Genomic DNA, 27,000 nt, shown 5'->3' with positions numbered 1-27,000 from the left:
TTGTTTGACATGGTCAAGTGTTCCCTCATCCGCGCCCTGATGGTCGTCGCCGGTCTGGTCGGTGCCGCAGCCTTTACGACTCCGGCGAACGCTCTTGTCGAGCTCAATATCAACAAGGGTAATATCCAGCCGCTACCAATCGCGGTGACGGACTTCCTGCAGGGCGATATGGGCGCGCAGGTCTCGCAGGTCATCGCTGCCGACCTGCAACGTTCCGGTCTGTTTGCGCCAATCAACAAGACCGCCTTCATCGAGAAGATCTCCAATCCGGATGCTGCGCCGCGCTTCGAGGACTGGAAGGTCATCAACGCCCAGGCGCTGGTAACCGGCCGTGTCACGCAGGAAGCGGATGGGCGTCTTCGCGCCGAATTCCGTCTCTGGGATACCTTCGCTGGGCAGCAGATGACTGGTCAGCAGTTTTATACGCAGCCGGAGAACTGGCGGCGTGTCGCCCATATCATCGCCGACGCAATTTACAAGCAGATCACTGGTGAAGAGGGGTACTTCGACACCCGCGTCGTCTTCGTCTCCGAATCCGGCACCAAGCAGCAGCGCAAGCGCCAGCTGGCGATCATGGACCAGGACGGTTTCAACGTGCGGACGCTGACCGATGGCAGCGACCTCGTGTTGACCCCGCGCTTCTCTCCGAGCCGGCAGGAAGTCACCTACATGTCTTTCGCCAACCAGCAGCCGCGCGTCTATCTGCTGCAGCTCGAAACCGGGCAGCGCGAGGTCGTCGGCAACTTCCCCGGCATGACCTTCTCGCCCCGTTTTTCACCGGATGGGCAGAAGGTGATCATGAGCCTTCAGCAGGAAGGCAATTCCAACATCTATACGATGGACCTGCGCTCGCGCACGACAACGCGGCTGACCTCGACGGCGGCGATCGACACGTCGCCTTCCTATTCGCCGGATGGCGCGCGCGTCAGCTTCGAAAGCGACCGCGGTGGCAAGCCGCAGATCTATGTGATGAACGCCGACGGCTCGGGCCAAACCCGTATTTCCTTCGGCGACGGCTCCTATTCGACGCCGGTCTGGTCGCCGCGTGGCGATCTCATCGCCTTCACCAAACAGTCCGGCGGCAAGTTCTCGATCGGCGTAATGAAGCCGGATGGCTCGGGCGAGCGCATCCTGACATCCGGCTTCCACAATGAGGGCCCGACGTGGGCGCCGAACGGCCGCGTGCTGATGTTCTTCCGCCAGGCGGCGGGCGCAGGCGGTCCGCAGCTCTACTCGATCGATCTGACCGGTTATAACGAGCAGCTGGTCAAGACGCCGAGCTATGCTTCCGACCCGGCCTGGTCACCGCTGCTGGAGTAGCGGGGTGCAGAAATGCCTTCATGTCGCCTTAAAGTCGTGGAAACCCGGCGATACGGGACAAATCAGTAAATTGTTAACCATAATCTTTGAGGGGCGGTTAACCGAGTGCGGTTACTGTCCGGAAACCCTGAAATCGCAAGGAGACCCGGCCATGAGCCGAATTCACACCCCGGCAATGAGCCGCATGCAGAATTTCGCCCGCAACCCCGTCATGATCGCGCTTCTGGCCGGTCTCGCGCTTGCAAGCTGCGCGAACAAGAAGAACGGCGGCATGCCGAACAGCGCCGGCGACATGGGTCTCGGCGCAGGCGCCGCGACGCCGGGCTCGACCCAGGACTTCACGGTCAATGTCGGCGACCGAATCTTCTTCGATACCGACTCCACGTCGATCCGCGCCGATGCCGCCCAGACGCTCGACCGTCAGGCACAGTGGCTCGGTCGTTACCCGAACTACCAGATCACCGTTGAAGGCCATGCCGACGAACGCGGCACCCGCGAATACAACTTGGCACTCGGGGCCCGTCGTGCTGCTGCTACCAAGGACTACCTCGCTTCGCGCGGCGTTCCGGCGCAGCGCATGAAGACGATCTCCTACGGCAAGGAACGGCCGGTCGCCGTCTGTGACGATATTTCCTGCTGGTCGCAGAACCGCCGCGCGGTCACCGTGCTCGGCGGCGCCGGCATGTAATTTCCAGCTATAATTGGTTTTACCGAGGCGGTCCCATCAGGGGCCGCCTTTCTTTTTGACCACACTTTGGCCAGACTCCGTTGCTTTTTGACAGCAATTGGAAAAATCTCCTGTTCGTGCCTCAAGGCGCGAAGAATCACCTGGGACAGGACGATACATATGAAGAAACTTGTCGTGGCAGGCATGCTGTGCCTGGCGGCTATGACCGGGAGCGAACGAGCGGCGTATTCGGCCTCGTTCTTCGGGCTGCACCTCGGCGGCCGATCGGCGGAAAACCAGGCAGCGCCGCCTGTCGTCAAGGTGCAGAGCGGCGACGCTGAGATTCGTGTGCAGCAGCTCGAAGAGCAGATGCGGCAGCTGAACGGCCGAATCGAGGAGATGAGCTTTCAGCTCCTGCAGATGCAGGAGACGATCCGCAAGCAGCAGGAAGACAATGAATTCCGCTTCCAGCAGCTCGAAAAAACCGGCGCCGGCGGCGGTGGCGCCAAGGCTCCGGTCAAAAAGAGCGAGACAGATGCCGCTCCTGCCGCGTCGGGGAGCGATGATGTTGCAAGAGTGATCCAAGCACCGCAGGGAGCCGAAACGGCTCCCTCCACCGACGTGCCTGATAATACCGGCCTCGGCCAGCCGCCGAAGCAGCTCGGCTCGATCGAGTTCGACCAGAACGGCAATGCGATCGGCGGAAGCGTCGACGAAAATGCCACCATCGGTTCCGGCCCGATTCCCAGAGCCAACAGCGGCACGCCGCAGCAGACGGCCTCGCTCGGCAGCGAGGCGGATCAGTACAAGGCCGCTTATGGCCACGTGCTGTCAGGCGATTACGGCACGGCCGAGGAGGAATTCAACCAGTACATCGCCCGTTACCCGAGCAGTGCGCGGGCGGCGGACGCCAATTTCTGGCTCGGCGAAGCGCTCTATTCGCAGGGCAAATACAACGAGGCGGCCAAGACTTTCCTCAACGCGCATCAGAAATACGGCAGCTCGGAAAAAGCGCCGGAAATGCTCTTGAAGCTCGGCATGTCGCTTGCGGCCCTCGACAATAAGGAGACGGCCTGCGCGACCCTGCGTGAAGTCTCGAAGCGTTATCCGAAGGCGTCGCGCGCCGTCATAAGCAAGGTTGCGAGCGAACAGAAACGCCTCGCCTGCTGAGGGCTTCCGGAATGTCTTCGGAGGCCACATCGCCTCGAGAGGCGATTGTCCAGTTTCTTACGTCGCTTCAAAGCCCCGCGTGCATTCTCGTCGCGATCTCGGGCGGCAGCGATTCTACCGGCCTGCTTCTCCTCCTCGCCGAAGCCATGAAGGCCGCACCTGATCTTGAAATGTCTCTCTGTGCCGCCACCGTCGATCACGGGCTACGCGCCGGCTCCGCCGACGAAGCGCGAGAGGTCGCAGCCCTCTGTGCATCCCTCGGCATTCCCCATATGATCGCTAGATGGCAGGGCGAAAAGCCGAAAACCGGCATCATGGCCGCTGCCCGCGAGGCCCGTTACAGCCTTCTGGCTGACGCAGCGGAAGCGCTCGGCGCCAACCTGATCGTCACCGGCCATACGCTGGACGACCAGCGCGAAACGCTGCGGATGCGCGGGATGCGAACGGAGCAGCTTTCGAGCGGCATCGCCGACGCCGTGCTCTTCGACCGGCGCCTCTGGATCCTGCGGCCGCTTCTTTTTGCCACCCGGGCGGATATCCGCGCTTTCCTGCGGGCGCGGGGTGTGCGATGGATCGACGATCCGAGCAATGAAGATATCAGGTACGAGCGTGTGCGGACGCGCCGGCAGCTATCTGCGGGTCCTGCGATGCCGACGGATATTCGCGCAGTCTGGGAAGAGCGGCTCACTCTCTCGTCTCGCGCCGGCGAATGGCTGGATCGTCATTTCCAGCTTCACGGCGGCGTGCTTGGGCAGGTGATGCCCGAGGGGTTGCGGCAGGACCGTGCGGTCCTCGATTATACCCTCGGCCGTCTGACGGCGGTGTTCGGCGGGCAGCCGTTCGTGCCGGGCAGGGTGCAGATGGACCGTATTCTCGCATTCGCCTCCGGCAGCGGGCTGGGACGGATGACCGCCGGCAGGGTAGTGTTCGATCTCAGGCGCGACGGGCTTTATCTGGCACGGGAGAACCGGGGGATAATGCCGCTGGTATTGCGGCCGGGGGAGGCTGGAGTTTGGGATGGGAGGTTCCGCGTTGAAAACCGGTTAGGAACGACCATCAGCGTGGAAGCTCAGACCACGCGCTCCTCCCTCATTCCTGTGCCCGTCACAGGAATCCAGCCACCGCGCGTTGGCGCGGTGAATGACTCATCGATGCGTAACGAGTCTTGTGCGCCCAAGAACTTTGGCGCACTGAATTCCTGTGACAAGCACAGGAATGAGGGAGGGTGGGGCAAGCACCTGCCCAAGGCGGCGTGGAAACGCGCCATCGCCTCGGCGCCCGCCTTATCCTCAGATGGAGCCTATTTATCCTCAAAATCCGCTTTAACGGCTGAACTGACGCCCTATTTCGCCCCCTTCGACCGCTTTTTGACACGATTTGATTTCATCTTTGCCGACAGGCTTTCGGCGGTTTTCGCGATGGCGCCCTATGCGGGGCTGCCTTTAAGAAGTATTGACGGAAAAACCATCTGACTTGGGGGATTGCCTTGGCAATAGCGCGGCGCAACCCTATGTTAGAACCTAATAAGACGGTCGCCATGAGGCGGCTGTTGCAGTGCTGGGGAGTTCAATGAACCCTAACTTACGTAATTTCGCATTGTGGGCGATCATCGCGCTTCTGCTGATCGCCCTTTTCAGCATGTTTCAGACGGCGCCGGCGCAGACGGGCTCCCGCGATATCCCTTATTCGCAGTTTCTGCGTGAGGTCGATGCGGGCCGCGTGAAGGAGGTCGTGGTCACGGGCAACCGAGTCTCCGGAAGCTATGTTGAAAATGGCTCCACCTTCCAGACCTATTCGCCTGTCATCGACGACAGCCTGCTCGATCGCCTGCAGCAGAAGAATGTGCTGGTTTCCGCCCGTCCCGAAACGGATGGTTCTTCGGGTTTTTTGAGCTATCTCGGCACGCTGTTGCCGATGCTTCTCATTCTCGGCGTCTGGCTGTTTTTCATGCGGCAGATGCAGGGCGGCTCGCGCGGCGCGATGGGTTTCGGCAAGTCCAAGGCCAAGCTCCTGACGGAAGCGCATGGCCGGGTGACCTTTGATGACGTCGCCGGCGTCGACGAGGCCAAGCAGGACCTCGAGGAAATCGTCGAATTCCTGCGTGATCCGCAGAAGTTCCAGCGACTCGGCGGTAAAATTCCGCGTGGCGTGCTGCTCGTCGGTCCTCCGGGCACCGGTAAGACGCTGCTCGCCCGCTCGGTCGCCGGCGAAGCCAACGTGCCCTTCTTCACCATTTCCGGTTCCGACTTCGTCGAAATGTTCGTCGGCGTCGGTGCAAGCCGCGTGCGTGACATGTTCGAGCAGGCGAAGAAGAATGCGCCCTGCATCATCTTCATCGACGAAATCGATGCCGTCGGCCGTCATCGTGGCGCCGGTCTCGGCGGCGGCAATGACGAACGCGAGCAGACGCTGAACCAGTTGCTCGTCGAAATGGATGGCTTCGAGGCGAATGAAGGCGTGATCCTGATCGCCGCTACCAACCGCCCTGATGTTCTCGATCCCGCACTGCTGCGTCCCGGCCGTTTCGACCGCCAGGTCGTGGTGCCGAACCCAGATATTGTCGGCCGTGAGCGCATCCTCAAGGTGCATGCCCGCAACGTTCCGCTGGCGCCGAATGTCGATCTCAAGGTTCTCGCCCGCGGCACGCCGGGTTTTTCCGGTGCCGATCTGATGAACCTCGTCAACGAAGCGGCCCTCATGGCTGCCCGCCGCAACAAGCGCGTCGTCACCATGCAGGAGTTCGAGGACGCCAAGGACAAGATCATGATGGGCGCCGAGCGTCGTTCTTCGGCAATGACCGAAGCGGAGAAGAAGCTCACCGCGTATCATGAGGCCGGCCACGCCATCACCGCGCTCAACGTCGCCGTTGCCGATCCGCTGCACAAGGCGACGATCATTCCGCGTGGTCGTGCGCTCGGTATGGTTATGCAGCTTCCCGAGGGCGATCGCTACTCGATGAGCTACAAATGGATGGTCTCGCGCCTTTGCATCATGATGGGCGGCCGCGTCGCCGAGGAACTCACCTTTGGCAAGGAGAACATCACTTCGGGCGCGTCTTCCGATATCGAGCAGGCCACTAAGCTTGCCCGCGCCATGGTCACGCAGTGGGGCTTCTCCGATCAGCTCGGTCAGGTCGCCTATGGCGAGAACCAGCAGGAAGTCTTCCTCGGTCACTCGGTTTCGCAGTCGAAGAATGTTTCGGAAGCGACCGCGCAGAAGATCGACAATGAAGTGCGCCGCCTGATCGACGAAGCCTACACGCAGGCCCGAACGATCCTGACGGAAAAGCACGACGAGTTCGTCGCCCTTGCCGAAGGTCTGCTCGAATACGAGACTTTGACCGGGGATGAGATCAAGGCGCTGATCCGCGGTGAGAAGCCCTCCCGCGATCTCGGCGACGATTCGCCGCCGAGCCGTGGATCGGCCGTTCCGAAGGCCGGCGTGCGGCCTGCCACCAAGGGCGATGAGCCCGAAGCCGGTCTCGAACCGCAGCCGCATTGAGTTGCGACGCGATCTCGAAAACAGGCCGGATTTCCGCTATGGGAGATCCGGCCTTTTTCATTGGTAACGGGATATAATCATTTTTCTCGCTAATTTACGTGCCGATTGCCGCAATTTGTGGCATTCCGCTGAAGAGAAGCAAGCATGAATCACGCTCCTGGACTGACGACAATCCACTGAAGCCGGATTTGCTTGGAACGATGCGCTGCCTTGAATGGCGCGCCAAAGCGCAGGAGTGCAGATGAAAAGACGCTATTTCGGTACGGACGGTATTCGCGGTCAATCCAACGTCTTTCCGATGACGCCGGATCTCGCCATGCGGGTCGGCATCGCCGCCGGCACGATCTTCCGCCGGGGCAACCACCGTCATCGCGTCGTGATCGGCAAGGATACGCGCCTTTCCGGCTATATGCTTGAGAATGCCATGGTGGCGGGCTTCACGGCTGCGGGCCTCGACGCCTTCATTCTCGGCCCGATCCCGACGCCCGCCGTCGCCATGTTAACGCGTTCGTTGCGCTGCGATATCGGCGTGATGATCTCCGCTTCGCACAATCCTTATGAAGATAACGGCATCAAGCTTTTTGGGCCCGACGGCTACAAGCTTTCAGACGACATCGAGGCCGAGATCGAGGATCTGCTCGAAAAGGATCTGAACGCGCAGCTTGCTAAATCCGACGATATCGGCCGGGCCAAACGTGTCGACGGCGTGCATGACCGTTATATCGAACATGCCAAGCGCACGCTGCCGCGCGACGTGACGCTGCAGGGGCTGAGGGTCGCGATCGATTGCGCCAATGGTGCTGCCTACAAGGTCGCGCCGGCCGTGCTCTGGGAGCTCGGCGCCGATGTCGTTACCATCGGCAATGAACCGAACGGCACGAATATCAATCTCAATTGCGGTTCCACCAGCCCCGTCGCTTTGCAGAAGAAAGTCGACGAGGTGCGCGCCGATATCGGCATCGCGCTCGACGGCGACGCGGACCGCGTCATCATTATCGACGAGAACGGTTCAATCGTCGACGGCGACCAGCTGATGGCCGTCATCGCCGAGAGCTGGGCCGAGAGCCAGCAGCTGCGCGGCAATGGCATCGTCGCCACTGTCATGTCCAATCTCGGCCTCGAGCGTTTCCTCGATGAACGCGGCATGGCGCTTGCCCGCACGAAGGTCGGCGACCGCTACGTTGTCGAGCATATGCGCCAGCACAATTACAATGTCGGCGGCGAGCAATCGGGCCACATCGTGCTTTCCGACTACGGTACGACAGGCGACGGTCTGGTCGCGGCGCTGCAGATCCTTGCGGCGGTCAAGCGCACCGGCCGCACCGTCAGCGAAGTCTGCCGCCGCTTCGAGCCGGTGCCGCAGCTTCTGCGCAATGTCCGCATCAGCGGCGGCAAGCCGCTGGAGGATATTCAGGTACAGAAGGCAATTGCCGATGCCGAAGCCGAGCTCGCCAGAAACGGCCGCCTCGTCATCCGGCCTTCCGGCACCGAGCCGCTGATCCGCGTCATGGCCGAGGGTGACGACCGCGCCCAAATCGAGCGTATCGTCAACGAGCTGATCGGCACGATCTCGAATGTCCGGACCGCTGCCTGACCCTGCGAGAACAAACAATCAAAAGGCCGGTGCATGAGCGCCGGCTTTTTTTATTGCGCACATCGGTGGTGTCTATCTCCGCTCCAACCACTTCACGCGGCGGTCGATCTTCTGTTTCATGCGACCGAGATGCTTGAAATCAAAGTAAACAAGCGTGGTTAAGCAGCTTTTAACGTTTCCAATTCATTATCCATGCAAAGCGTATCAGATTGGCAGCGACTGAGCCTGCCGACGCAACGGGATTTTGGAGTGAAATCCATGAAAAGAAGCTTGTCCGGCGTGCTCGCCGCATTCTTGATAGCGACAAATGCCTATTCTGCGGATCTCGCCCCTGCCGAGCCCATTCCGGAGCAGCCGCCGGAGGTGACCGTCAGCGAAGCGACCGGCTGGTATCTGCGCGGCGATGTCGGTTATGCCTTCACAGACCTGCGCGGCGCGCGCTATTTCCAGGGCAGCAATGCCACGGAGGTCGATTTCGACGACGCCGATCTCGACGATGCATGGACAGTTGGCGGTGGTGTCGGTTATCAGATCAACAGCTATCTGCGCACCGATCTGACCTTCGACTATCTCACCGAGGCGGATTTCAAGGGCTCGACATCTGGGCAGTGCGGCTTCCCGCTGGTGGATTGCACCTCGCGCGACCGCTCTTCGCTGACAGCCTATACGCTGCTGGCCAACGCCTATGTCGATCTCGGCACCTACGGCTATGTGACGCCGTATGTCGGCGCCGGTATCGGCGGTTCCTACGTCAAGTGGAAAAACCTGCGCAACGTCGCCTGCGCCGATGACGGCAGCTTCTGCGACGATGAGGTCACCCATGGCGGCAGGGGCAACTGGCGCTTCACCTATGCGCTTATGGCCGGCGCCTCGATCGACGTGACCTGCAACATCAAGGCCGATGTCGGCTACCGCTACCTGCATATCGACGGCGGCAACATGTTCGGCTATGCCGAAAACGGTGGTCCGGGCCGCGACAGGGGCCTCAGCGCTCATGAAGCCCGCGTCGGGGCCCGCTACCTCTTCGGTGGCTGCGCCCAGCCGGTCGCCTACGAGCCGCCGCCGGAAATCCCGCTGCAGCAGCCGGTCTACAAGTAAGGCCGATCAAACCATCGCATCAGAAAGCCGCCCTTGCTCCGGGTGGCTTTTTCATTTTCGCCACCTTGTCTGCGTCAAAATATCTACAGCTTGCGACAATTCGATCTTGACTATGACGCTTCCGATCCATACACACGGCGGCGGGACACCCTTCCCCAACGAAGGGCTTTCTATCTGAGAGGATAGCATTATGGCGAAGACCGCAAAGCCGGACATCCGTCCGCACAATACCCATTTTTCTTCTGGCCCCTGCTCGAAGCGCCCCGGTTGGTCGCTCGAAGCCCTTTCCGACGCGGCCCTTGGCCGTTCGCATCGCGCGAAGGTCGGCAAGGCCAAGCTTAAGCAGGCTATCGACCTCACCCGTGAAATTCTCGCAGTGCCGGCGGACTACCGCATCGGCATCGTGCCGGCTTCCGACACCGGCGCTGTCGAAATGGCGCTCTGGTCGCTGCTCGGCGAACGCGGCGTCGACATGCTCGCCTGGGAAAGCTTCGGCGCCGGCTGGGTTACCGATGTGGTCAAGCAGCTGAAGCTCAGGGATGTGCGCAAGCTCGAAGCAGATTACGGCGAGCTTCCGGATCTTTCCGCCGTCGATTTCGACCGCGACGTCGTCTTCACCTGGAATGGCACGACCTCGGGCGTGCGCGTGCCGAATGCCGATTTCATTCCCGCCGACCGCAAGGGTCTGACGATCTGCGACGCCACCTCGGCCGCTTTTGCCCAGGAGCTCGATTTCGCCAAGCTCGACGTCGTCACCTTTTCCTGGCAGAAGGTGCTGGGCGGCGAGGGCGCCCACGGCGTCATCATTCTCTCGCCGCGTGCCGTCGAGCGTCTCACCACCTACACGCCAGCCTGGCCGTTGCCGAAGATCTTCCGCATGACCTCGGGCGGCAAGCTGACAGAAGGCATCTTCCAGGGCGAGACGATCAACACGCCGTCGATGCTCTGCGTCGAGGACTATATCGATGCGCTGCTCTGGGCCAAGGAGCTCGGCGGCCTCCAGACGCTGATCGCGCGTGCCGATGCCAATGCCAAGGTCATCCACGATTTCGTCGCGGCAAACGACTGGATCGCCAATCTCGCCGTCAAGGCGGAAACGGCGTCCAACACCTCCGTCTGCCTGAAGATCGTCGACAAGGACATCACGGCGCTCGATGACGATGGCCAGGCGAATTTCGCCAAGGGCCTCGTCGGCCTCCTGGAAAAGGAGGGTGTCGCTTATGACATCGGCCATTACCGCGACGCGCCGTCGGGCCTGCGCATCTGGGCCGGCGCCACGATCGAGGCATCCGACATGCAGAAGCTGATGCCTTGGCTTTCCTGGGCTTTCGAAACGCAGAAGGCGCAGCTCGCTCAGGCGGCCGCTTGACGTGATCGCATCCGGCTCCGCCACAAGCGGAGTCCAATATTTCGATTTCATCCATCGCTGAACATTTTTGAAGGAGGCCCGCATGGCACCTCGCGTTCTCGTATCCGACGAATTGTCGGAAACCGCCGTCCAGATCTTCCGCGACCGCGGCGTCGAAGTCGATTTCGAACCGCAGCTCGGCAAAGACAAGGACCGTCTACTCGAAGTCATCGGCAGATATGATGGTCTGGCCATCCGCTCCGCCACCAAGGTGACGGAGAAGATCATCGAAGGGGCGAAGAACCTCAAGGTCGTCGGCCGCGCCGGCATCGGCGTTGACAATGTTGATATCCCGGCCGCTTCGCGCCGCGGCATCATCGTCATGAACACGCCTTTCGGCAATTCGATCACGACCGCCGAACACGCGATCGCGCTGATGTTTGCGGTCGCTCGCCAGCTTCCGGCCGCCGATACCTCGACACAGGCCGGCAAGTGGGAAAAGTCGAAGTTCATGGGTGTCGAGATCACCGGCAAGACGCTCGGCGTCATCGGCGCCGGCAATATCGGCTCGATCGTCTGCGCCCGTGCCATCGGCCTCAAGATGCATGTCGTCGCCTATGATCCGTTCCTTTCCAAGGAGCGCGCAGAGGAGATGGGCGTCACCAAAGTCGAGCTGGAAGAGCTTCTCGCCCGCGCCGATTTCATAACGCTGCACGTGCCGATGACCGACAAGACGCGCGGCATCCTCAACAAGGAAGCGCTGGCCAAGACCAAGCCCGGCGTTCGCATCATCAATTGCGCCCGCGGCGGCCTGGTCGATGAGGCAGCCCTTGCCGAGGCTATCAAGTCCGGCCATGTCGCCGGTGCTGCCTTCGACGTCTTCGAAGTCGAGCCCGCGAGGGAAAGCCCGCTCTTCGGCCTGCCAAACGTCGTCTGCACGCCGCATCTCGGCGCTTCGACGACCGAGGCGCAGGAAAACGTCGCGCTGCAGGTCGCCGAACAGATGTCGGATTACCTTGTCAAGGGCGCGGTCTCCAACGCCATCAACATGCCGTCGATCACCGCGGAAGAGGCGCCGATCCTGAAGCCGTTCATTCGTCTTGCCGACGTTCTCGGCGCCTTTGTCGGCCAGGTCACCGAAGAGCCGATCAAGGAAATCGAAATCCTCTATGATGGTGTGACCGCCAATATGAACACGCGAGCACTGACGAGCGCGGTTCTTGCGGGCCTGATCCGCCCGCAGGTCGCCGACGTCAACATGGTTTCTGCGCCGATCATGATCAAGGAAAAGGGCATCGTGCTTTCCGAGGTCAAGCGCGACAAAACAGGCGTCTTCGACGGCTATATCAAGCTTACGGTGACGACCGAAAGCATGACACGCTCCGTCGCCGGCACGGTGTTTTCGGATGGCAAGCCGCGCTTCATCCAGATCAAGGGCATCAATCTCGATGCCGATGTCGGTTCGCACATGATCTACATCACCAATACCGACGTCCCCGGCATGATCGGCTTCATCGGCACGACGCTCGGCACCGCCGGCGTCAATATCGCCAACTTCCAGCTCGGCCGCGACAAGCAAGGTGGCGACGCCATTGCGCTGCTCTATGTCGACGGCGAGGTGGAGGATGGCGTGCTCACGCAGTTGACGGCGCACCAGGCGATCCGCCAGGCAAAGCTGCTGACCTTCAACATAGACTGAGATTTCCTCCTCCCAAGGAAACAGGGAAAACCCGGCGCCGGAAACGGCGCCGGGTTTTCTGCGTCAGCAATGGGTATATTTCAGTGAGGCAAGTGCTTGCGGCGGACGATCTTGGCGAAACGGGCTCTATCGTCGTCAGCCTTGGTGCGATGAAGGAAGGCCCGCCTGCTGCCGTCGAGACCATGGAAGAATTCGTCCCAGGAAATCTCCTCCTGCGTTTCCGAGGAAAAATCGACGCAGACGGTTTCGCTGTCGGTCGCGTCCTTGATACGGGCGGGATGGCCGCCTCGCTCTTCGATCCAGTGTCTGATCCTGTTGTAATCCGCCGTCGTGCCGAACCTGGCCATGAAACCCTCCGCAGCATTCGATTGCGACATTGATCACCCCAAACGCATGATCGAAAGAATAGTTCCATAGGGCGATAATTATTCGCTCAACGATTTCCGGTTGAACTGATGCTCAAGCATTCGTTATTTTGAGAACGGCGCCCGCAGCCGCATAATTCGCATGGCTGGAAGGAGGATGTATATGAAACGCTATTCATTCTCGATAATCGGACTGGCGCTCATGACCGCTGTCATCGGCAATCCAGGTATCGCATTCGCCTGCAACAAGCTGATCGGCACCTGAGCCGCACCCCCGCTTTCAAGGCGTGGCCTCGGCCGCGCCTTTCCTTTCTCACCGGCGAAACGATCGGCGGCCCGAAAGCCGCCCCTTGCGTCCAGATACAATCCTTTCTATATCGGTCGCTGATTGGAAGGCGGCCGATCCCGCCTGATACGGCAATCCGCCGCAATTGCAGCGCAAGGGCGGATTATGAGCGCGCAGAATTTGGCACCACCGTTGAACACACTGGATTTTGACAAGAAGCCGGAAGAGACCCGCGTCGTCGTCGCCATGTCGGGTGGCGTCGACTCCTCCGTCGTGGCCGGCCTTCTCAAACAGCAGGGTTACGACGTGCTCGGCATCACGCTGCAGCTTTACGATCATGGCGCCGCCGTTCATCGCGCCGGCTCCTGCTGCGCCGGCCAGGATATCGACGATGCCCGCCACGTCTGCGAGACGCTCGGCATTCCGCATTATGTGCTGGATTACGAGAAGCGTTTTCGCGAGACGGTGATCAATCCTTTCGCGGAAAGCTATGTGGCCGGCGAAACGCCGATCCCCTGCGTCTCCTGCAACCAGACCGTCAAGTTTGCCGATCTTCTGGCGACGGCCAAGGAGCTTGGTGCCGATGCGCTGGCGACCGGTCACTATATCCGTTCGCGGCCGAACCCCTCGTCTGAACATCCCGGCCGCCGCGCGCTTTTCCGCCCGGCCGACGCCGACCGTGACCAGAGCTATTTCCTGTTTGCTACGACGCAGGAGCAGATCGACTATCTCCGCTTTCCCTTAGGCGGCCTGCCGAAGGCCGAGACGCGCCGGCTCGCCGAGGAGATGGGCCTCGTCGTCGCCAAGAAGGCCGACAGCCAGGACATCTGCTTCGTGCCGCAGGGCAAATATTCCGACATCATCACCAAGCTGAAGCCGAATGCGGCGTTGGCCGGCGAGATCGTACATCTCGACGGCCGGGTATTGGGAAGCCATGAAGGCATCCTGCATTTCACCATCGGCCAGCGCCGAGGCATCGGCATCGCCACCGGCGAACCGCTCTACGTCGTCTATCTCGATGCCCGCTCGCGCCGCGTCATCGTCGGGCCGAAGGAGGCGCTGGAAACCCACCGCGTCTATCTGCGCGACGTCAACTGGCTGGGCGACGAGACGCTTGCGGAAGCAGCGTCCGGCGAAGGCTTTGCCTGCTACGCCAAGGTCCGCTCGACCAGGGCGCCGGCGCCGGCCGTGCTGCATGTCGATGCCACCGGCACCTATGTCGACCTGACGATCGGCGAGGCGGGAATCGCCCCTGGTCAGGCCTGCGCGCTTTATTCCGCACCCGGCGACGACGCCCGCGTCTTCGGCGGCGGTTTCATCGAGCGCTCCGAGCGCGAACCCTCGGCCGAGGCCTCGCTCAAGGCTCTCTTGGCTAGCCCCGTCGCCGCCTGAAACCGATGGGAGAGGGCGGCCGGCCAAGCCCAGCGTTTTTCTCTATCATGCGCTTGACACAAAGCCGAAGCGCACCTTATAAGCCGCTCATCCCACGAGCCCGCAGCGCTTCGCGAGCAGGTATCGTTTGGCCAGTGGCGGAGTAGCTCAGTAGGTCAGAGCAGAGGAATCATAATCCTTGTGTCGGGGGTTCAAATCCCTCCTCCGCTACCATTCTCCTTCATTGCAGAATTTGCGACTCTAGCGGCCATTTGAGCCTGTTCCGGCGGGCACCGTAGCATATTCTGCGCCAAACGTGGTGGCGAGAAGACAAAACAGTTCAGCCTCAGAATCTCCGCTACGCCGAGAACAGCTATCTGTAGAGTGCCAAATGCAATATAGGCATTTTCATCGCGTAAAGATGGGATGCGGCAGCGATAATAACAGCCCATACGGCTAGCGAGAACATGACCGCCGCTAACTTGATCCCGACTGACTGCATCATTTCCTCCATCCCAGCGTAATCGTGCTCCTCCGCACGATCGAAGGCTAGCAGGGTGTAGGTCGATCAGCTATCGCAAGAAATTGCTACCGGATAGCCGCTACGAGGCGCTGGGAAAGACGGAAAGCTTTCGGGGACACGACGCTTCTCCCTATTCCTCAAACGACAAAGTAAAAATTGTCGTATTGCGCGCCATAATAATCAGGCCCGCTCGTTTCGGTGATGACGGGCTCGGTGTCGAGCACGAGATAGTCGATCTGACCATAGGCGCTGAGATCAATCGCTTGCGGGTCATGAATGCTGTCGGCGGTCACGTTGACGGTAACCAAGAACACGGTATCGCCGTTCAGCCTACCTTCGATCGTCAGAACGTTGTCATAGTCCGATGTGCCATTAGCCACGCTGAATTGCTCGATCTGGAAGGTGCCGCCATCGGCGGCCTGGATGGGTGTCCAGAAGACGCCGCCCGACAGATAATGGTTGCCGTCGGCTTCCTTTTGTATCGCTGCATCGTCACCATCGTGCCAGGCGCCCCAATCGAAGCCCTTGTAGCCTGTGGGGAAATCATATTTGCCGACATCCTCGAAATTGACGAAGATGTCGCCACGCTCCGGCAGGTCGACAGCGATATTGAGCAAGCCGAAGTCGGTGGCGCCTTTGCCGTCCGAGATCTTGAAATTAAACTGGTCGAGGAGTTGATCTCCCGGGCCGAGCGCTGATACCACCGGATTGGAGTGATCGAGTTCATAGGTGTAGTAGCCGTTGGAATAGACGGTCAGCGTGCCGTACTTTCCCTCGATCGTCGTCGTCGTGGCCGGTCCGTCCGGATTGGCCGGTTGCGGAATTCGCTGCCCGTTCACGAAGTTAAGACGGACAAGATCTCCGTCGGCATCCGTGGAACCGTCCAGGATGTTGCCGTCAACCGGCTTGTCGATATCGAAAATGGGCTGGTATACGTCCGCTGCGACCGGCTTGTGGTTTGCCATTTCTACCTCCCGTCTGAAGTTCTGTTTAAGCATGCAACTCTATCGGGTGCTTGGCAACGGGATTTTGACGGGCGTCAGATCAGTTCAGCCTGCCAATCCGACAGACGCAATTTGTCTTCGCTCAAGATCCAGTAAAGGGACTGACGCCGGCGTCTATTTCCTTAGAAATGAATATTTATGACCTGTCTTACGCTGATGCCGCTTTGGGGAATGCGGTTTTTTCTGCCCGTTCAAGCTTTCGATCAATTTCGGCCAGCAGAAATATTTCAGGCAGCGAATAATGCCAGGCTCATGATGACGTCATCATGAGGATAACCGGCATTAATTGCTTCAATGCAGGCCGCCCACTCCGAGCAAGGTTTCGACGGCTTCGTGGTCCTTGGATAGGTCCGCCGGCGTTCCCGCCCAGGCCAGCCGCCCTCGTTCGAGAATGACGACCTGATCGGCGAAATCGAGCGCACTCTGGATGCGCTGCTCGACAAGAAGGATGGTCATGTCGCCTGACTTGGCGAGTCCGGCGAAGGCTGCCATCAGTTCCTCGCAGATAACGGGGGCGAGACCCTCGAGCGGTTCGTCGAGCAGCAGGACCGACGGGCGGCCGAGAATAGTGCGGGCCGTCGAAAGCATCTGCTGTTCGCCGCCGGAGAGCTGGTTGCCGAGATTGCGGCGGCGCTCCTTCAGGCGCGGGAACAGCGCATAGGCTTCCTCCAGCGCCGTCTTCGGCCGCGCCTTCAAGCCGACGAAAAGGTTCTCTTCGACGGTCAGCGTCGGGAAGACGCAACGTGTCTGGGGCACATAGCCGAGACCCTTGTGCGCGCGTGTTGCGCTTGGTGCTGTTGTGACGTCCGCATCGCCAAGGGTGATGCGGCCCTCGTAGCGTCTGGTCTGGCCGGCGAGCGTTGCCAGCAGCGTCGTCTTGCCCATGCCGTTGCGGCCGAGCACGGCGAGCCTTGCGCCTGCCGGCACGGCGAAAGAAATGTCTTCCAACACCCGCGTCGGCCCGTATCCGGCCGACAGATTTTCGACCTCAAGCGACAGGGCTGGCATTGGCATAACTCCCGAGATAGGCCTCGCGCACACGCGCATCCCTGGTGACGTCTTCAGGCCGGCCATTAAAGATGATCGCGCCGGCCGCCAGCACTATGACACGTTTGGCAAAACGAAAGACAAGATCCATGTCGTGTTCGATCATCAGCACGGCGAGATCGGCGGGCAGATCGGCTAGCGCTTGCTCGATGCGGCCGGTATCGCTTTGCGGGACGCCGGCTGCCGGCTCGTCGAGCAGCAGCACCTTCGGCTTCAGCGCCAGCGCGACGGCAAGTTCGAGAAGCCGCTGTTGCCCATAGGCAATCTCGCTGACCTTGCGATGCATCAGCGGCGTCAGTCCGAGCTTTCCCAGGAGGTCGTCGATCTCGGCCATGACGTCGGGCATCGAAAGGAAATTTCCGAACATGTTCCAGGTCTTTCCGTCCCGCTGAAGAACAGCGAGCCCGACATGTTCGGCCGGCGTCATGTCCTGGAAAAGCCGCGTCACCTGAAAGGATCGGACGAGGCCGCGTTTGACCCTGCCGATCGCATTGACCGCCGTCACCGTTTCGTCGCCGAGGCGGACCTCGCCGGAATCAGGGGGGAGATTGCCGGTGACGAGGTTGACGAAGGTAGTCTTGCCGGCGCCGTTCGGGCCAATCAGCGCGACGCGGTCGCCGGCCGCCATCGCCAGCGAAACGTCGTTGGTGACGGCAAGGCCCCCGAAGGCTTTCCGCAGATTTGCGACTTCGAAGACCGGTTTCATGAGCGCTGCTCCTTGCGGCGGCCAATGAAGGTTGCGGCTGTTCCGTAAAGCCCTTTCGGTGCGAAGAGCACGACGGCGATCAAGAGCGCACCGACCATGGTCAGCCAGTGGAAGGGATTGGCGGCCGAGACATAGTCCTCGAAGAGCATGAAGATGATCGTGCCGGACAGCGCCCCGAAGAGAGAGCCGGTGCCGCCGAGCACGAGTATGACGAGCGCTTCTGCCGACTGCGTGAAGGACAGGCTGTCCAGACCGACGACCTGCGTCGATATCGCGTTCAAGGCGCCGCCGACCCCGGCAACCGCGCCCGAGATGGTGTACATCCTGATGAGTGCGCCCTTCGGCGAACCACCCATGGCGCGGATACGCAATGGGTCCTGCTTGATGGCGCGGCAGAGCATGCCGAAGGGTGAACGCACCAGTAATCTCAGCAGCACGAAGACAACAAGCAGCAGCGCCGTTCCGAGAAAGAAGGCGGTGCGGCCATAAAGATCGAATTCAAAAAAGCCGAGGACCGGGTCGGGCGCGATGCCGGAAAGTCCATCACTGCCTCCTGTCCATGAGGAGGCCTTGTTGGCGAATTCGTGGAAGAGGTGGATGAGGGCAATCGACAGCACGAGCTGCGGCAGGCCATGCGCGCGCAGAATGATCGCGCCGCTGAGCAGCCCGGAAGCCACGCCGCCGGCAATGCCGGCAAGCAGCATCAGCAGCGGGTCATTGATGCCGTAATGCGCCGACAGGATGCCGGCGGCATAGGCGCCGGAGCCGAACAGGGCGGCATGGCCGAGCGTTGCAACGCCGCAATAACCGGTCACCAGATCGAGCGAGAGCGCGAGCAGCGCGATGGTGATCATCCGCGTCAGAAGCGCGAGATTATCAGGGAAGGCGAAATAGCCGATGGCGGCAACGGCGATGATCACGATAAGGCTGGCGAGATCGCGGCTGACATAACCGCGCCGATGCTGGAGACGTCCGTTTTCGTTGTTCAACACAAGCGCCATCTCACTTCGCCCTCCCGGCAAGGCCGCGCGGGAAGACGCAGATGATCGCGATCACGGCAAGATAGAAGAAGAATTCCCCGAACTCCGGCATCAGATAACGACCCGTCGTATCGATCGCGCCGAGCAGTAGGCAGGCGATCAACGCGCCGGGAATGGATCCGGCGCCGCCGACGGAGACGACAACCAGGAAGGTCACCATGTAGCGCAGCGCATAATAGGGCTCGACCGGCAAGAGTTCGGCACCGACCACGCCCCCGAAGGCGGCAAGCCCGACGGCGATGGCAAAGCTCACCGCATAGATGATCTCTGTGCGCACGCCGAGTGCCGCCGCCATCGCAGCGTCATCGACGGAGGCGCGCAGCTTGACGCCGAAGCTGGTCCTTTCGATCGCAAACCAGAGCGCCAGCGCCACGGCGAGGCCGCACAGGATGGCAAAAAGCCTGTGAACGGGAATGGTGCGAAAGCCGAGATCGGCCGAACCCTGCAGCGCCGCGGCAAGCGGTATGGTCTTCAGTGTTGGTCCCATCAGGTAATTAGCGATGCCGATGATGCAGAAGGTGATGCCGATCGTCATCAGCACCTGGATCAGTTCCGGCGCGCCATAGATCCGACGATAGAGGAAACGCTCGAGAGGAATTGCAATGATGATCGTAGCGACCACGGCGGCGATGACCGCCGCCGCATAACCAAGGCCGAGGTCACGTGCGACATAGGAGGCGACATAGCCTCCGATCATCGCGAAGGCGCCGTGAGCGAGGTTGACGACACGCATCAGCCCCATGGTGACGGAAAGGCCGATTGATATCACGAAGAGCACCATGCCATAGGCTAGGGCGTCGACGGATATGCTGAAGACTGTCTGCATGGAACTACCTGATTGAATGCGACGGGCCTGGGGTTGCAAGTCCGCCGCATGTTCTGACGCCCGATGTTACTTGGCCGCTGCCAGGCCCGGATCGCCCTGCTTCTCGAAGGTCTGGACCTCCTTGTTGATGTAGGTCCCGTCGTCGGCCTTGGCGACTTCGCGCAGATAGATGTTCTGCGTGATGTGGCGGCTTTCCGGATCGATCGAAACCGGGCCGCGCGGGCTCACCCAGGCAAGGCCCTTCACCGCATCGACAGCCTTTTCAGCATCCTGCTTGCCGCCCGTCGCCTCGATCATCTTGTAGATGACATACATGCCGTCATAGGCGCTGACTGCGGGGAAGGAGAGTTCGGCCTTGTTGCCGATCGCCTTGGTGGCCGCCTCGACGAAAGCCTTGTTCTCGGGAGAATCGTGCGACACGGCATAGTGGAAGGTCGTCTGAATGCCGAGCGCGGCGTCACCGAGCGCCGGCAGGTCGGATTCCTGCGTCAGGTCGCCCGGTGCGAAGAACTTGATGCCGGCGGCCTTCAGACCGTTTTCGTTGTAAGCCTTGACGAAGCCGAGGGTCGTCGGTCCGGATGGCAGGAAGGCGAAGACGCCCTCGGCGCCGGAATCCTTGATGCGCTGCATGATCGGGCTGAAATCGTTGGTCGCAAGCGGCATGCGGATCGCCTCAACCACCTGGCCGCCGGCCTTTTCGAAGCCGGTCTTGAAGGCATTCTCGGCGTCGATGCCGGGGCCGTAGTCGCTGACAACCGAGATCGCCTTCTTGACGCCGGCGTCGAAGGCGACCTTGGCGATCGGCGTCGAGGTCTGCCAGGTCGTGAACGAGGTGCGCACAACAAGCGGGCTCTTGGTGACGATCGCCGAGGTGGCGGCGTTCATGATAACCATCGGCACGTTGCCCTGCTTCAGGATCGGCGTCACCGCCATGGCGTCGGGGGTGAAATAGAAGCCGGCGAGATACTGGACCTTTTCCTTGACGATCAGTTCCTGCGCCAGCGCCTTGGATTGGGCCGGGTCGGCCTGCGGCACGTCGCGGTAGACGATCTCGACCGTGTCGCTGCCGACCTTGCTGCCGTTGACAGCCATATAGGCGTCGATGCCGGCCTTGAAGTTCTTGCCCTGGAGCGCGAAGGGACCGGAGAACGGCCCGATGACGCCGACCTTGATGGTGTCGGCATAGGCGCTGGTGCCCATAACAATTGCCGCAGCGGCGGCCAGAAACAGCTTCCTCATTCTTCTCTCTCCCTTTTCGGCGTACTCCAGCGCCTTATTGAATTTCAGGTTAGCTTGTCATGCGAAATGGTGATGTAAAATGAAATAAATCCCCAAACACATGATTTGCCGGTTATGGTTCTGTGCGTCATGACCTCTCGCTGTTCGCCGCGCGTATGCGCAGCTTTCATCCCTCAATCTTCCTGTCAGAACGGCAATCCCACGTAGTTTTCTGCGAGTACCATGGAGGCCGCACGGGAATGTGTGAGATAGTCGAGTTCGGCCTCCTGGATCTTCTGATCGAAGTCGCTGGTATCGGGAAACCGGTGCATCATCGTCGTCATCCACCAGGAAAATCGCACGGCTTTCCATACGCGCGTGAGCGCCGTCTGCGAATAGGCGTCGATGCCGCTGTCGGAGCCTTCGCGGTAATGCTCGAGGAGCCCGCCGAACAGGTAGTGGACATCGCTTGCTGCAAGGTTCAGCCCTTTGGCGCCGGTCGGCGGCACGATATGGGCGGCGTCACCGACGAGGAAGAGCCGGCCGAAACGCATGGGCTCAGTGACGAAGGAGCGCAAAGGAGCGATCGATTTTTCGAAGGATGGGGCGGTCGTTAATGCCTCGGCGTGATGGGCCGGCAGGCGCCGTCGCAACTCGTCCCAGAAGCGATCGTCGCTCCAGTCTTCGATCTTCGCGTCAAGCGGGCACTGGATATAGTAGCGGCTGCGGGTGGCCGAGCGCATCGAACAGAGCGCAAAGCCCCTCGGGTGGTTGGCGTAGATCAGTTCATTGCTGACCGGCGCCACGTCGGCAAGCAGGCCCAGCCAGCCGAAGGGATAGACCTTCTCGAAACTCCGGACCGCCCCTTCGGGAAGGGCTCGTCGACTTGTTCCATGAAAGCCGTCGCAGCCGGCGATGAAATCGCAATCGATGCGGTGGCCGATGCCATCCTTCGTGTAGGTAACGAAGGGCGAGCCACCGTCGACATCATGTGGGGCCACATCGGCGGCATCATAGATCGAAAGTGAGCCACAAGCTTCCCGTCGCTGCATGAGATCGCGCGTCACCTCAGTCTGCCCGTAGACGGTCACGCGCCTGCCGGTCAATTCGTGAAGATCGATGCGATGGTCGCGGCCGTCGAAGGCCAGCGAGAAGCCGTCGTGCGGCAAGCCTTCGGCATGCAATCTTGCTCCAGCTTTGGCCTCGTCCAACAGCCCGACAGTGCCTTCCTCTAGCACGCCGGCGCGGACGCGGCCGAGGATATAGTTCTTGCTCACGCGGTCGAGGATGACGTTGTCGACTCCAGCTTCGGTCAGAAGCTGACCGAGCAGCAGGCCGGATGGCCCCGAACCGATGATGGCGACCTGGGTTCGCAAATTCTTCCTCCCTTGCATTTTTGCGTTTTGTCAGATTCTGCCGCGCCGCCATTGCCGCAACAATGGACATTCCGCCCTAAAAATTGCATTTATCGAACATTGGTACGGGAGGAAGCCGATGAGCAGGCATATACCTACCTACGAGCTCTATGGCGAAAATACCGGTCGCTCGCCGGAATTTTGGCTGCATTGCGAGACAATCCGCTCCCGCAGCAGCCTGCATCATTGGGAGATTCGGCTTCACCGCCACGAGAGCTTCTTTCAGATATTATACATCGAAGCCGGCTCCGGCGATGCGATCTTCGGCAAGAGGAGCCATGCCATCCGTCCGCCGGCGGTCATAACGGTACCCCCTGGGCTCGATCACGGCTTTCGCTTCTCACGTGATATCGACGGCCTCGTGATCACTATATTGAGGTCCCATCTCAGCCACCCGCCCGGCGAGCGAAGCCATCTCGGCGAGTGGTTGGCGATGCCGCGTCTGACGCCGCTCGATCCCGATAATGCCGAGGCTGCCTATGTCATGCAGACGCTGAGGCGGCTCGGCGACGAGTTCGAAAACCGCCGCGGTGGCCGCAACGAAGTATTGGCTGCCTATGTCGGGCTGGCGTTGCGGCTGACGGCGCGGATTTCGCATGAAGGACATGCGCAGGAGCTTCCGTCAAACGAGAACGAGCGGCGGATGGTGATGCTGGACGAACTGATCCAGCAGCATTTCCGATCTCACAGACCGGCTTCCTTCTATGCCAAGGAACTTGGCGTTTCGTCGACGCATCTCACCCGTATCGTTCGCTCCATGACGGGAAACACCCCGCATGAGCTGATCGCCGGGAAACTGATCGAGGAGGCGAAGCGCCAGCTCGTCTTTACGATCGGCAGCGTTCAGGAGATCGGATTTCGCCTCGGCTTCGCTGATCCGGCCTATTTCTCGCGCTTCTTCCTGAAATATACCGGCGAAACGCCGCGGATCTGGCGGACAAACGAAAAAGCTCGGCTTGAACGGGCATAGGTTCCGGCATTCGGTCATCTGACATCGCATGCGTCAGTCGCAGATGTCTCACGCGGCCGGCCACGTCCAGTTCCGCACCTCCGGCATGTCCTCGCCGTATTCCCTGACATAGTCGTGATGTTCCGCGAGCTTGCCCTGGAAGGCGGCAAACGCGCCTTTCGCCTTCTCCTTCAGGCCCGGCACGCGCTCGATGGCTTCGATGGCGAGATGGTAGCGGTCGAGTTCGTTGAGGACGGTCATGTCGAAAGGCGTGGTCGTAGTACCTTCCTCGATAAAGCCGCGGACGTGGATGTTCTCGTGGTTGGTGCGCTTATAGGTCAGGCGGTGAATGAGATAGGGATAGCCGTGATAGGCGAAAATGACCGGCTTATCAGCGGTGAAGATCGCGTCGAAGGCCTCGTCGGAAAGGCCATGCGGATGCTGGTCCCTGGATTGCAGTGCCAGGAGGTCGACGACATTGACGGTGCGGATCTTCAGCTCGGGAATGGCCGTGCGCAGAAGATCGACGGCGGCGAGCGTTTCCATCGTCGGGACATCGCCGGCGCAGGCCATGACGAGATCGGGCGAGATCGTGTCCTCCTCGTTGCTTGCCCAGCGCCAGATGCCGATGCCGGCCTCGCAATGTTTCACCGCCTCCTCCATCGACAGCCATTGCGGCTCCGGCTGCTTGCCGGCGACGATGACGTTGACGCGATCATAGGTGCGCAGGCAATGATCGCCGACCCAGAGCAGGGTGTTGGCGTCCGGCGGCAGGTAGATGCGGACGATGTCGGCCTTTTTGTTGACGACGAGGTCGACGAAGCCCGGATCCTGGTGGCTGAAGCCGTTATGGTCCTGGCGCCAGACATGCGAGGTCAGCAGGTAGTTCAGCGATGAGATCGGCTTCCGCCATTCGAGCTCGCGTGTCACCTTCAGCCATTTGGCATGCTGGTTGAACATGGAATCGATGATGTGGATGAAGGCCTCATAACATGAAAAGAGGCCGTGCCGGCCGGTCAGCAGGTAACCCTCCAGCCATCCCTGGCAGAGATGTTCCGAAAGCACCTCCATGACGCGTCCATCGCGAGAGAGATGGACATCATATGGTTCGATATCCTCCATCCAGACACGGTTGGTGACGTCGAACACGCTGCCGAGGCGGTTCGATTCCGTCTCGTCGGGGCCGAAGATGCGAAAGTTTGCCGCCTTGGCGTTGAGCTTCATCGTGTCACGCAGGTAATGTCCGAGGATCTCCGTCGATTGGGCGACGACGCTGCCGCGCTTGCCGACGTCAACCGCATAGTCGCCTATATCGGGAACATCGAGCTCCCGGCGCAGCAACCCGCCGTTGGCATGTGGACTGGCGCCCATGCGGCGCTTGCCGACGGGCGCCAGCGCCCGCAGGTCGGCGTTCAGGCGGCCCTCGTCATCGAACAGATCTTCGGGATCGTAGCTTCGCATCCAGTCCTCGAGAATCTTGCGATGGCCTTCATTCTCGCGGCAGTTGGAGACCGGCACCTGGTGGGCGCGCCAGAAACCTTCCACCTTCTTGCCGTCGACTTCTTTCGGACCGGTCCAGCCCTTGAGGCTGCGCAGCACGATCATTGGCCATCGCGGGCAGCCCGCAGCAGCCTTGCTGCTGCGGGCTTGCTCCTGGATTTCGCGGATGCGGTCGAAGACCTGGTCCAGCGTCGCTGCCATCTGTTGATGCATGTCGCGAGGCTCATGGCCGTCGACGAAAAACGGCTCGTAGCCGTAGCCTTCGAAGAGACGTCGGAGGTCGTCGTCGTTGGCCCGGCCGAGAATGGTCGGATTGGCGATCTTGTAGCCGTTCAGATGCAGGATGGGCAGAACGGCGCCGTCGCGGGCGGGATTGAGGAACTTGTTGGAATGCCAGCTGGCGGCGAGCGGCCCGGTTTCGGCCTCGCCGTCACCGACGATGCAGGCGACGGTGAGGTCGGGATTGTCGAAGGCGGCGCCATAGGCATGGACGAGGGCGTAGCCGAGTTCGCCACCTTCATGGATCGATCCCGGTGTTTCCGGCGCCGCATGGCTCGGAATGCCGCCGGGAAAGGAAAATTGGCGGAAGAGCCTGCGCATCCCTTCGGTGTCTTCAGAAATATCGGGATAGATTTCGCTGTAGGTGCCTTCGAGATAGGTGTTGGCGACCATGCCCGGCCCGCCGTGACCGGGGCCGCATATGTAGATGATGTCGAGATCGCGGGCGCGGATGACGCGGTTCAGATGCGCATAAAGGAAGTTGAGGCCCGGTGTCGTGCCCCAGTGGCCGAGCAGGCGGGGCTTGATGTGCTCTGACTTCAGCGGCTCGCGCAGCAGCGGATTGGCAAGCAGGTAGATCTGGCCGACCGAGAGATAGTTGGCCGCCCGCCAATAGCGGTCGATCAGGGTGAGTTCAACATCGGTCAGGGCGGCGGCGGTCGAGACATGCTTTTCCATGGGCTTCTCCCGTTCGAAAACGCGTTCAACGTCAGTTCTAGCCATTAGCGCCAGCGCGCCATTGATCTGGATCAGCGGGCGCGAAGAACGGACAGCGCCTCGTCGGCGATCACCTGTTCTTCGTCCGTGGCAACGACATGGGCGGCGATGCGGCTTTCCCCGGTGCTGATCGTGAAACTGTCGGCGGCGTTGGCCGTTTCATCGATCGAAAGGCCGAGCCAGAACAGGCGTTTCGCCACGCCGGCGCGGATTTCCGGCTGATGCTCGCCAATGCCGGCGGTGAAAACGACGGCATCAAGGCCGCCGAGGGTTGCCGCCATACGGCCGATCTCGCCGGCAATGCGCAGCGTGAACAGATCGATCGCCTGGCGCGCTTCCGGCCGGCCGTCCGTCAACAGATCGCGCGTATCGGCGCTGATGCCGGAAACACCGAGCAGGCCTGAGCGGTGATAGAGCAGATCCTCGATCTCACCCAGGGATCGTTTTCTCTCTCCTGCCAGGTGCAGGATCACGCCGGGATCGAGGCAGCCCGGGCGTGTCGCCATCGGGATGCCGTCGAGGGTCGAAAAGCCCATGCTGCAATCGCGGCTGATGCCGTCTTCCATCGCACAAAGGCTGGCGCCGCTGCCGAGATGGGCGACCACAGCCTTTGCCGCATGCGGCGCCTTGCGCGCGAGTTCACTGGCGATGAACTTATAGGAAAGCCCGTGGAAGCCGTAACGCTTGATGCCCTCCTCATGCAGGGAACGGGGTATGGCGAGGCGGCGAACGAGATCGTCCTGCGTGGCGTGGAAGGCCGTGTCGAAGGAGGCTGTCTGAACAAGATGCGGCTTCAGGTGACGGAGCGCGCGGATGAAGCGCAGCGCTTGCGGTTGGTGCAGGGGCGCGAGCGGGATCAGCGCTTCGATCCCATCGGTGGCGGCGTCATCAAGCGCGACGGCGCTCGTGAAGCGCTCGCCGCCATGGACGACGCGGTGGCCGACAGCGACCGCGGCAGCCATGTCGAATTCATCGGCGAGAAGCGCGAAGGTCTCGTCGATGACGCCGTGCAGATCGTCCGTCACCTCCGCCTTCAGCGGCATGTCGAATGTCTGCGATCCCCTGGTCAGGCCAAGCGAGAGCGGCTCGGCGCGGAGATCGATGACGCCCCTTCCGAGGTGTCGTGCTACGGCGCCATCGATCGAGAAGACGCCGACCTTCACAGTCGATGAGCCGGCGTTGAAGGTCAGGAGGAGGTCGGTGGATGACATGTCTTCAGAGACTCCGCACAGTCGTCACGATGACCGAACTTAGCGCCGAAACTCCCGCTGGAAAGGCATGGCCGCCGGTGCGCAACATGCTGACGGTGCGTGGCGGCCGAGAGGACGCCAAAGCTTGGGGCAGTTTTGTTGAATTA

21 protein-coding genes and 1 tRNA gene are annotated in these 27,000 nt (G+C 61.0%); 12 read left to right on the top strand and 10 right to left on the bottom strand.

Features of this window, described 5'->3' with window-relative positions:
- Positions 1-9 precede the first annotated feature (9 nt).
- From tolB to serA, 9 genes are all read left to right on the top strand, one after another.
- Complete coding sequence (gene tolB, locus RHE_RS17690) at positions 10-1,320, top strand: Tol-Pal system beta propeller repeat protein TolB (RefSeq protein ID WP_011426687.1); 1,311 nt, start codon at positions 10-12, stop codon at positions 1,318-1,320.
- Between the two features lie 151 nt (positions 1,321-1,471).
- On the top strand, positions 1,472-2,008 hold the full coding sequence (pal, locus tag RHE_RS17685) for a peptidoglycan-associated lipoprotein Pal (protein WP_011426686.1): 537 nt from the start codon (positions 1,472-1,474) through the stop codon (positions 2,006-2,008).
- A gap of 159 nt (positions 2,009-2,167) precedes the next feature.
- Entirely contained in the window at positions 2,168-3,157 is a 990-nt protein-coding gene (gene ybgF / locus RHE_RS17680) for a tol-pal system protein YbgF (RefSeq protein ID WP_020922193.1), read from the top strand.
- Positions 3,158-3,168: 11 nt separating this feature from the next.
- Positions 3,169-4,629: a tRNA lysidine(34) synthetase TilS gene (gene tilS / locus RHE_RS17675; protein WP_011426684.1), complete on the top strand. Its 1,461-nt coding sequence runs from the start codon at positions 3,169-3,171 to the stop codon at positions 4,627-4,629.
- A 97-nt stretch (positions 4,630-4,726) separates the two neighbouring features.
- Positions 4,727-6,658 carry an ATP-dependent zinc metalloprotease FtsH gene (gene ftsH / locus RHE_RS17670; RefSeq protein WP_011426683.1) on the top strand — a complete coding sequence of 644 codons (1,932 nt, stop codon included), beginning with the start codon at positions 4,727-4,729 and terminating at the stop codon, positions 6,656-6,658.
- A 241-nt stretch (positions 6,659-6,899) separates the two neighbouring features.
- Entirely contained in the window at positions 6,900-8,252 is a 1,353-nt protein-coding gene (gene glmM, locus RHE_RS17665; protein WP_011426682.1) for a phosphoglucosamine mutase, read from the top strand.
- 258 nt (positions 8,253-8,510) lie between these two features.
- Complete coding sequence (locus RHE_RS17660; protein WP_011426681.1) at positions 8,511-9,350, top strand: outer membrane protein; 840 nt, start codon at positions 8,511-8,513, stop codon at positions 9,348-9,350.
- 190 nt (positions 9,351-9,540) lie between these two features.
- Positions 9,541-10,719, top strand: coding sequence for a phosphoserine transaminase (locus RHE_RS17655; RefSeq protein WP_011426680.1), 1,179 nt, complete (start codon positions 9,541-9,543; stop codon positions 10,717-10,719).
- A gap of 82 nt (positions 10,720-10,801) precedes the next feature.
- Complete coding sequence (gene serA / locus RHE_RS17650; protein ID WP_011426679.1) at positions 10,802-12,397, top strand: phosphoglycerate dehydrogenase; 1,596 nt, start codon at positions 10,802-10,804, stop codon at positions 12,395-12,397.
- A gap of 80 nt (positions 12,398-12,477) precedes the next feature.
- Here serA and RHE_RS17645 read toward each other — a convergent pair whose 3' ends face one another.
- Positions 12,478-12,744 carry a hypothetical protein gene (locus tag RHE_RS17645; protein WP_011426678.1) on the bottom strand — a complete coding sequence of 89 codons (267 nt, stop codon included), beginning with the start codon at positions 12,742-12,744 and terminating at the stop codon, positions 12,478-12,480.
- A 496-nt stretch (positions 12,745-13,240) separates the two neighbouring features.
- Between RHE_RS17645 and mnmA the strand changes: the two genes are divergently transcribed.
- Together mnmA and RHE_RS17635 are read left to right on the top strand one after the other, a co-directional pair.
- Complete coding sequence (gene mnmA / locus RHE_RS17640; RefSeq protein WP_042118981.1) at positions 13,241-14,440, top strand: tRNA 2-thiouridine(34) synthase MnmA; 1,200 nt, start codon at positions 13,241-13,243, stop codon at positions 14,438-14,440.
- A gap of 136 nt (positions 14,441-14,576) precedes the next feature.
- A tRNA-Met gene (locus RHE_RS17635) sits at positions 14,577-14,653 on the top strand.
- Positions 14,654-15,079: 426 nt separating this feature from the next.
- Here RHE_RS17635 and RHE_RS17630 read toward each other — a convergent pair.
- From RHE_RS17630 to pobA, 7 genes are all read right to left on the bottom strand, one after another.
- On the bottom strand, positions 15,080-15,907 hold the full coding sequence (locus tag RHE_RS17630; protein WP_011426676.1) for a VCBS domain-containing protein: 828 nt from the start codon (positions 15,905-15,907) through the stop codon (positions 15,080-15,082).
- Between the two features lie 330 nt (positions 15,908-16,237).
- Positions 16,238-16,954: an ABC transporter ATP-binding protein gene (locus RHE_RS17625; RefSeq protein WP_011426675.1), complete on the bottom strand. Its 717-nt coding sequence runs from the start codon at positions 16,952-16,954 to the stop codon at positions 16,238-16,240.
- Positions 16,935-17,699, bottom strand: coding sequence for an ABC transporter ATP-binding protein (locus tag RHE_RS17620; protein WP_011426674.1), 765 nt, complete (start codon positions 17,697-17,699; stop codon positions 16,935-16,937). Before RHE_RS17620 ends, RHE_RS17625 begins: the two co-directional genes overlap by 20 nt.
- Positions 17,696-18,700 (bottom strand): branched-chain amino acid ABC transporter permease, encoded by a 1,005-nt coding sequence (locus RHE_RS17615; RefSeq protein ID WP_011426673.1) that lies wholly within the window; start codon positions 18,698-18,700, stop codon positions 17,696-17,698. The genes RHE_RS17620 and RHE_RS17615 overlap by 4 nt, the downstream gene beginning before the upstream one ends.
- 1 nt (position 18,701) lies before the next feature.
- Positions 18,702-19,565: a branched-chain amino acid ABC transporter permease gene (locus tag RHE_RS17610; protein WP_042118979.1), complete on the bottom strand. Its 864-nt coding sequence runs from the start codon at positions 19,563-19,565 to the stop codon at positions 18,702-18,704.
- 66 nt (positions 19,566-19,631) lie between these two features.
- Complete coding sequence (locus RHE_RS17605) at positions 19,632-20,804, bottom strand: ABC transporter substrate-binding protein (protein WP_011426671.1); 1,173 nt, start codon at positions 20,802-20,804, stop codon at positions 19,632-19,634.
- A 185-nt stretch (positions 20,805-20,989) separates the two neighbouring features.
- Positions 20,990-22,159, bottom strand: coding sequence for a 4-hydroxybenzoate 3-monooxygenase (pobA, locus tag RHE_RS17600; RefSeq protein ID WP_042118977.1), 1,170 nt, complete (start codon positions 22,157-22,159; stop codon positions 20,990-20,992).
- Positions 22,160-22,277: 118 nt separating this feature from the next.
- On the opposite strand from pobA, the gene RHE_RS17595 reads away from it, so the two are divergent.
- Complete coding sequence (locus tag RHE_RS17595; protein WP_011426669.1) at positions 22,278-23,168, top strand: helix-turn-helix domain-containing protein; 891 nt, start codon at positions 22,278-22,280, stop codon at positions 23,166-23,168.
- Between the two features lie 48 nt (positions 23,169-23,216).
- On the opposite strand, the gene RHE_RS17590 is transcribed toward RHE_RS17595, so the two are convergent.
- Positions 23,217-25,604, bottom strand: coding sequence for a phosphoketolase family protein (locus RHE_RS17590; RefSeq protein WP_011426668.1), 2,388 nt, complete (start codon positions 25,602-25,604; stop codon positions 23,217-23,219).
- 71 nt (positions 25,605-25,675) lie between these two features.
- On the bottom strand, positions 25,676-26,854 hold the full coding sequence (locus tag RHE_RS17585; RefSeq protein WP_011426667.1) for an acetate/propionate family kinase: 1,179 nt from the start codon (positions 26,852-26,854) through the stop codon (positions 25,676-25,678).
- Positions 26,855-27,000: the final 146 nt, after the last annotated feature.

The organism is Rhizobium etli CFN 42 (assembly GCF_000092045.1).
Lineage (GTDB): Bacteria > Pseudomonadota > Alphaproteobacteria > Rhizobiales > Rhizobiaceae > Rhizobium > Rhizobium etli.
Note: the sequence above shows the minus strand (reverse complement) of the source record. Positions and strands in the feature narration are given on the sequence as shown.

Excerpts from the sequence above, each read along its gene's own strand:
- ftsH (WP_011426683.1), top strand. The coding sequence starts at position 4,727 with ATGAACCCTAACTTACGTAATTTCGCATTGTGGGCGATCATCGCGCTT.
- RHE_RS17630 (WP_011426676.1), bottom strand. The coding sequence starts at position 15,907 with ATGGCAAACCACAAGCCGGTCGCAGCGGACGTATACCAGCCCATTTTC.
- RHE_RS17645 (WP_011426678.1), bottom strand. The coding sequence starts at position 12,744 with ATGGCCAGGTTCGGCACGACGGCGGATTACAACAGGATCAGACACTGG.
- ybgF (WP_020922193.1), top strand. The coding sequence starts at position 2,168 with ATGAAGAAACTTGTCGTGGCAGGCATGCTGTGCCTGGCGGCTATGACC.
- RHE_RS17655 (WP_011426680.1), top strand. The coding sequence starts at position 9,541 with ATGGCGAAGACCGCAAAGCCGGACATCCGTCCGCACAATACCCATTTT.
- RHE_RS17620 (WP_011426674.1), bottom strand. The coding sequence starts at position 17,699 with ATGAAACCGGTCTTCGAAGTCGCAAATCTGCGGAAAGCCTTCGGGGGC.
- RHE_RS17615 (WP_011426673.1), bottom strand. The coding sequence starts at position 18,700 with ATGGCGCTTGTGTTGAACAACGAAAACGGACGTCTCCAGCATCGGCGC.
- RHE_RS17605 (WP_011426671.1), bottom strand. The coding sequence starts at position 20,804 with ATGAGGAAGCTGTTTCTGGCCGCCGCTGCGGCAATTGTTATGGGCACC.
- RHE_RS17610 (WP_042118979.1), bottom strand. The coding sequence starts at position 19,565 with ATGCAGACAGTCTTCAGCATATCCGTCGACGCCCTAGCCTATGGCATG.
- tolB (WP_011426687.1), top strand. The coding sequence starts at position 10 with ATGGTCAAGTGTTCCCTCATCCGCGCCCTGATGGTCGTCGCCGGTCTG.
- glmM (WP_011426682.1), top strand. The coding sequence starts at position 6,900 with ATGAAAAGACGCTATTTCGGTACGGACGGTATTCGCGGTCAATCCAAC.
- RHE_RS17585 (WP_011426667.1), bottom strand. The coding sequence starts at position 26,854 with ATGTCATCCACCGACCTCCTCCTGACCTTCAACGCCGGCTCATCGACT.
- RHE_RS17660 (WP_011426681.1), top strand. The coding sequence starts at position 8,511 with ATGAAAAGAAGCTTGTCCGGCGTGCTCGCCGCATTCTTGATAGCGACA.
- serA (WP_011426679.1), top strand. The coding sequence starts at position 10,802 with ATGGCACCTCGCGTTCTCGTATCCGACGAATTGTCGGAAACCGCCGTC.
- pal (WP_011426686.1), top strand. The coding sequence starts at position 1,472 with ATGAGCCGAATTCACACCCCGGCAATGAGCCGCATGCAGAATTTCGCC.
- RHE_RS17590 (WP_011426668.1), bottom strand. The coding sequence starts at position 25,604 with ATGGAAAAGCATGTCTCGACCGCCGCCGCCCTGACCGATGTTGAACTC.
- tilS (WP_011426684.1), top strand. The coding sequence starts at position 3,169 with ATGTCTTCGGAGGCCACATCGCCTCGAGAGGCGATTGTCCAGTTTCTT.
- RHE_RS17625 (WP_011426675.1), bottom strand. The coding sequence starts at position 16,954 with ATGCCAGCCCTGTCGCTTGAGGTCGAAAATCTGTCGGCCGGATACGGG.
- RHE_RS17595 (WP_011426669.1), top strand. The coding sequence starts at position 22,278 with ATGAGCAGGCATATACCTACCTACGAGCTCTATGGCGAAAATACCGGT.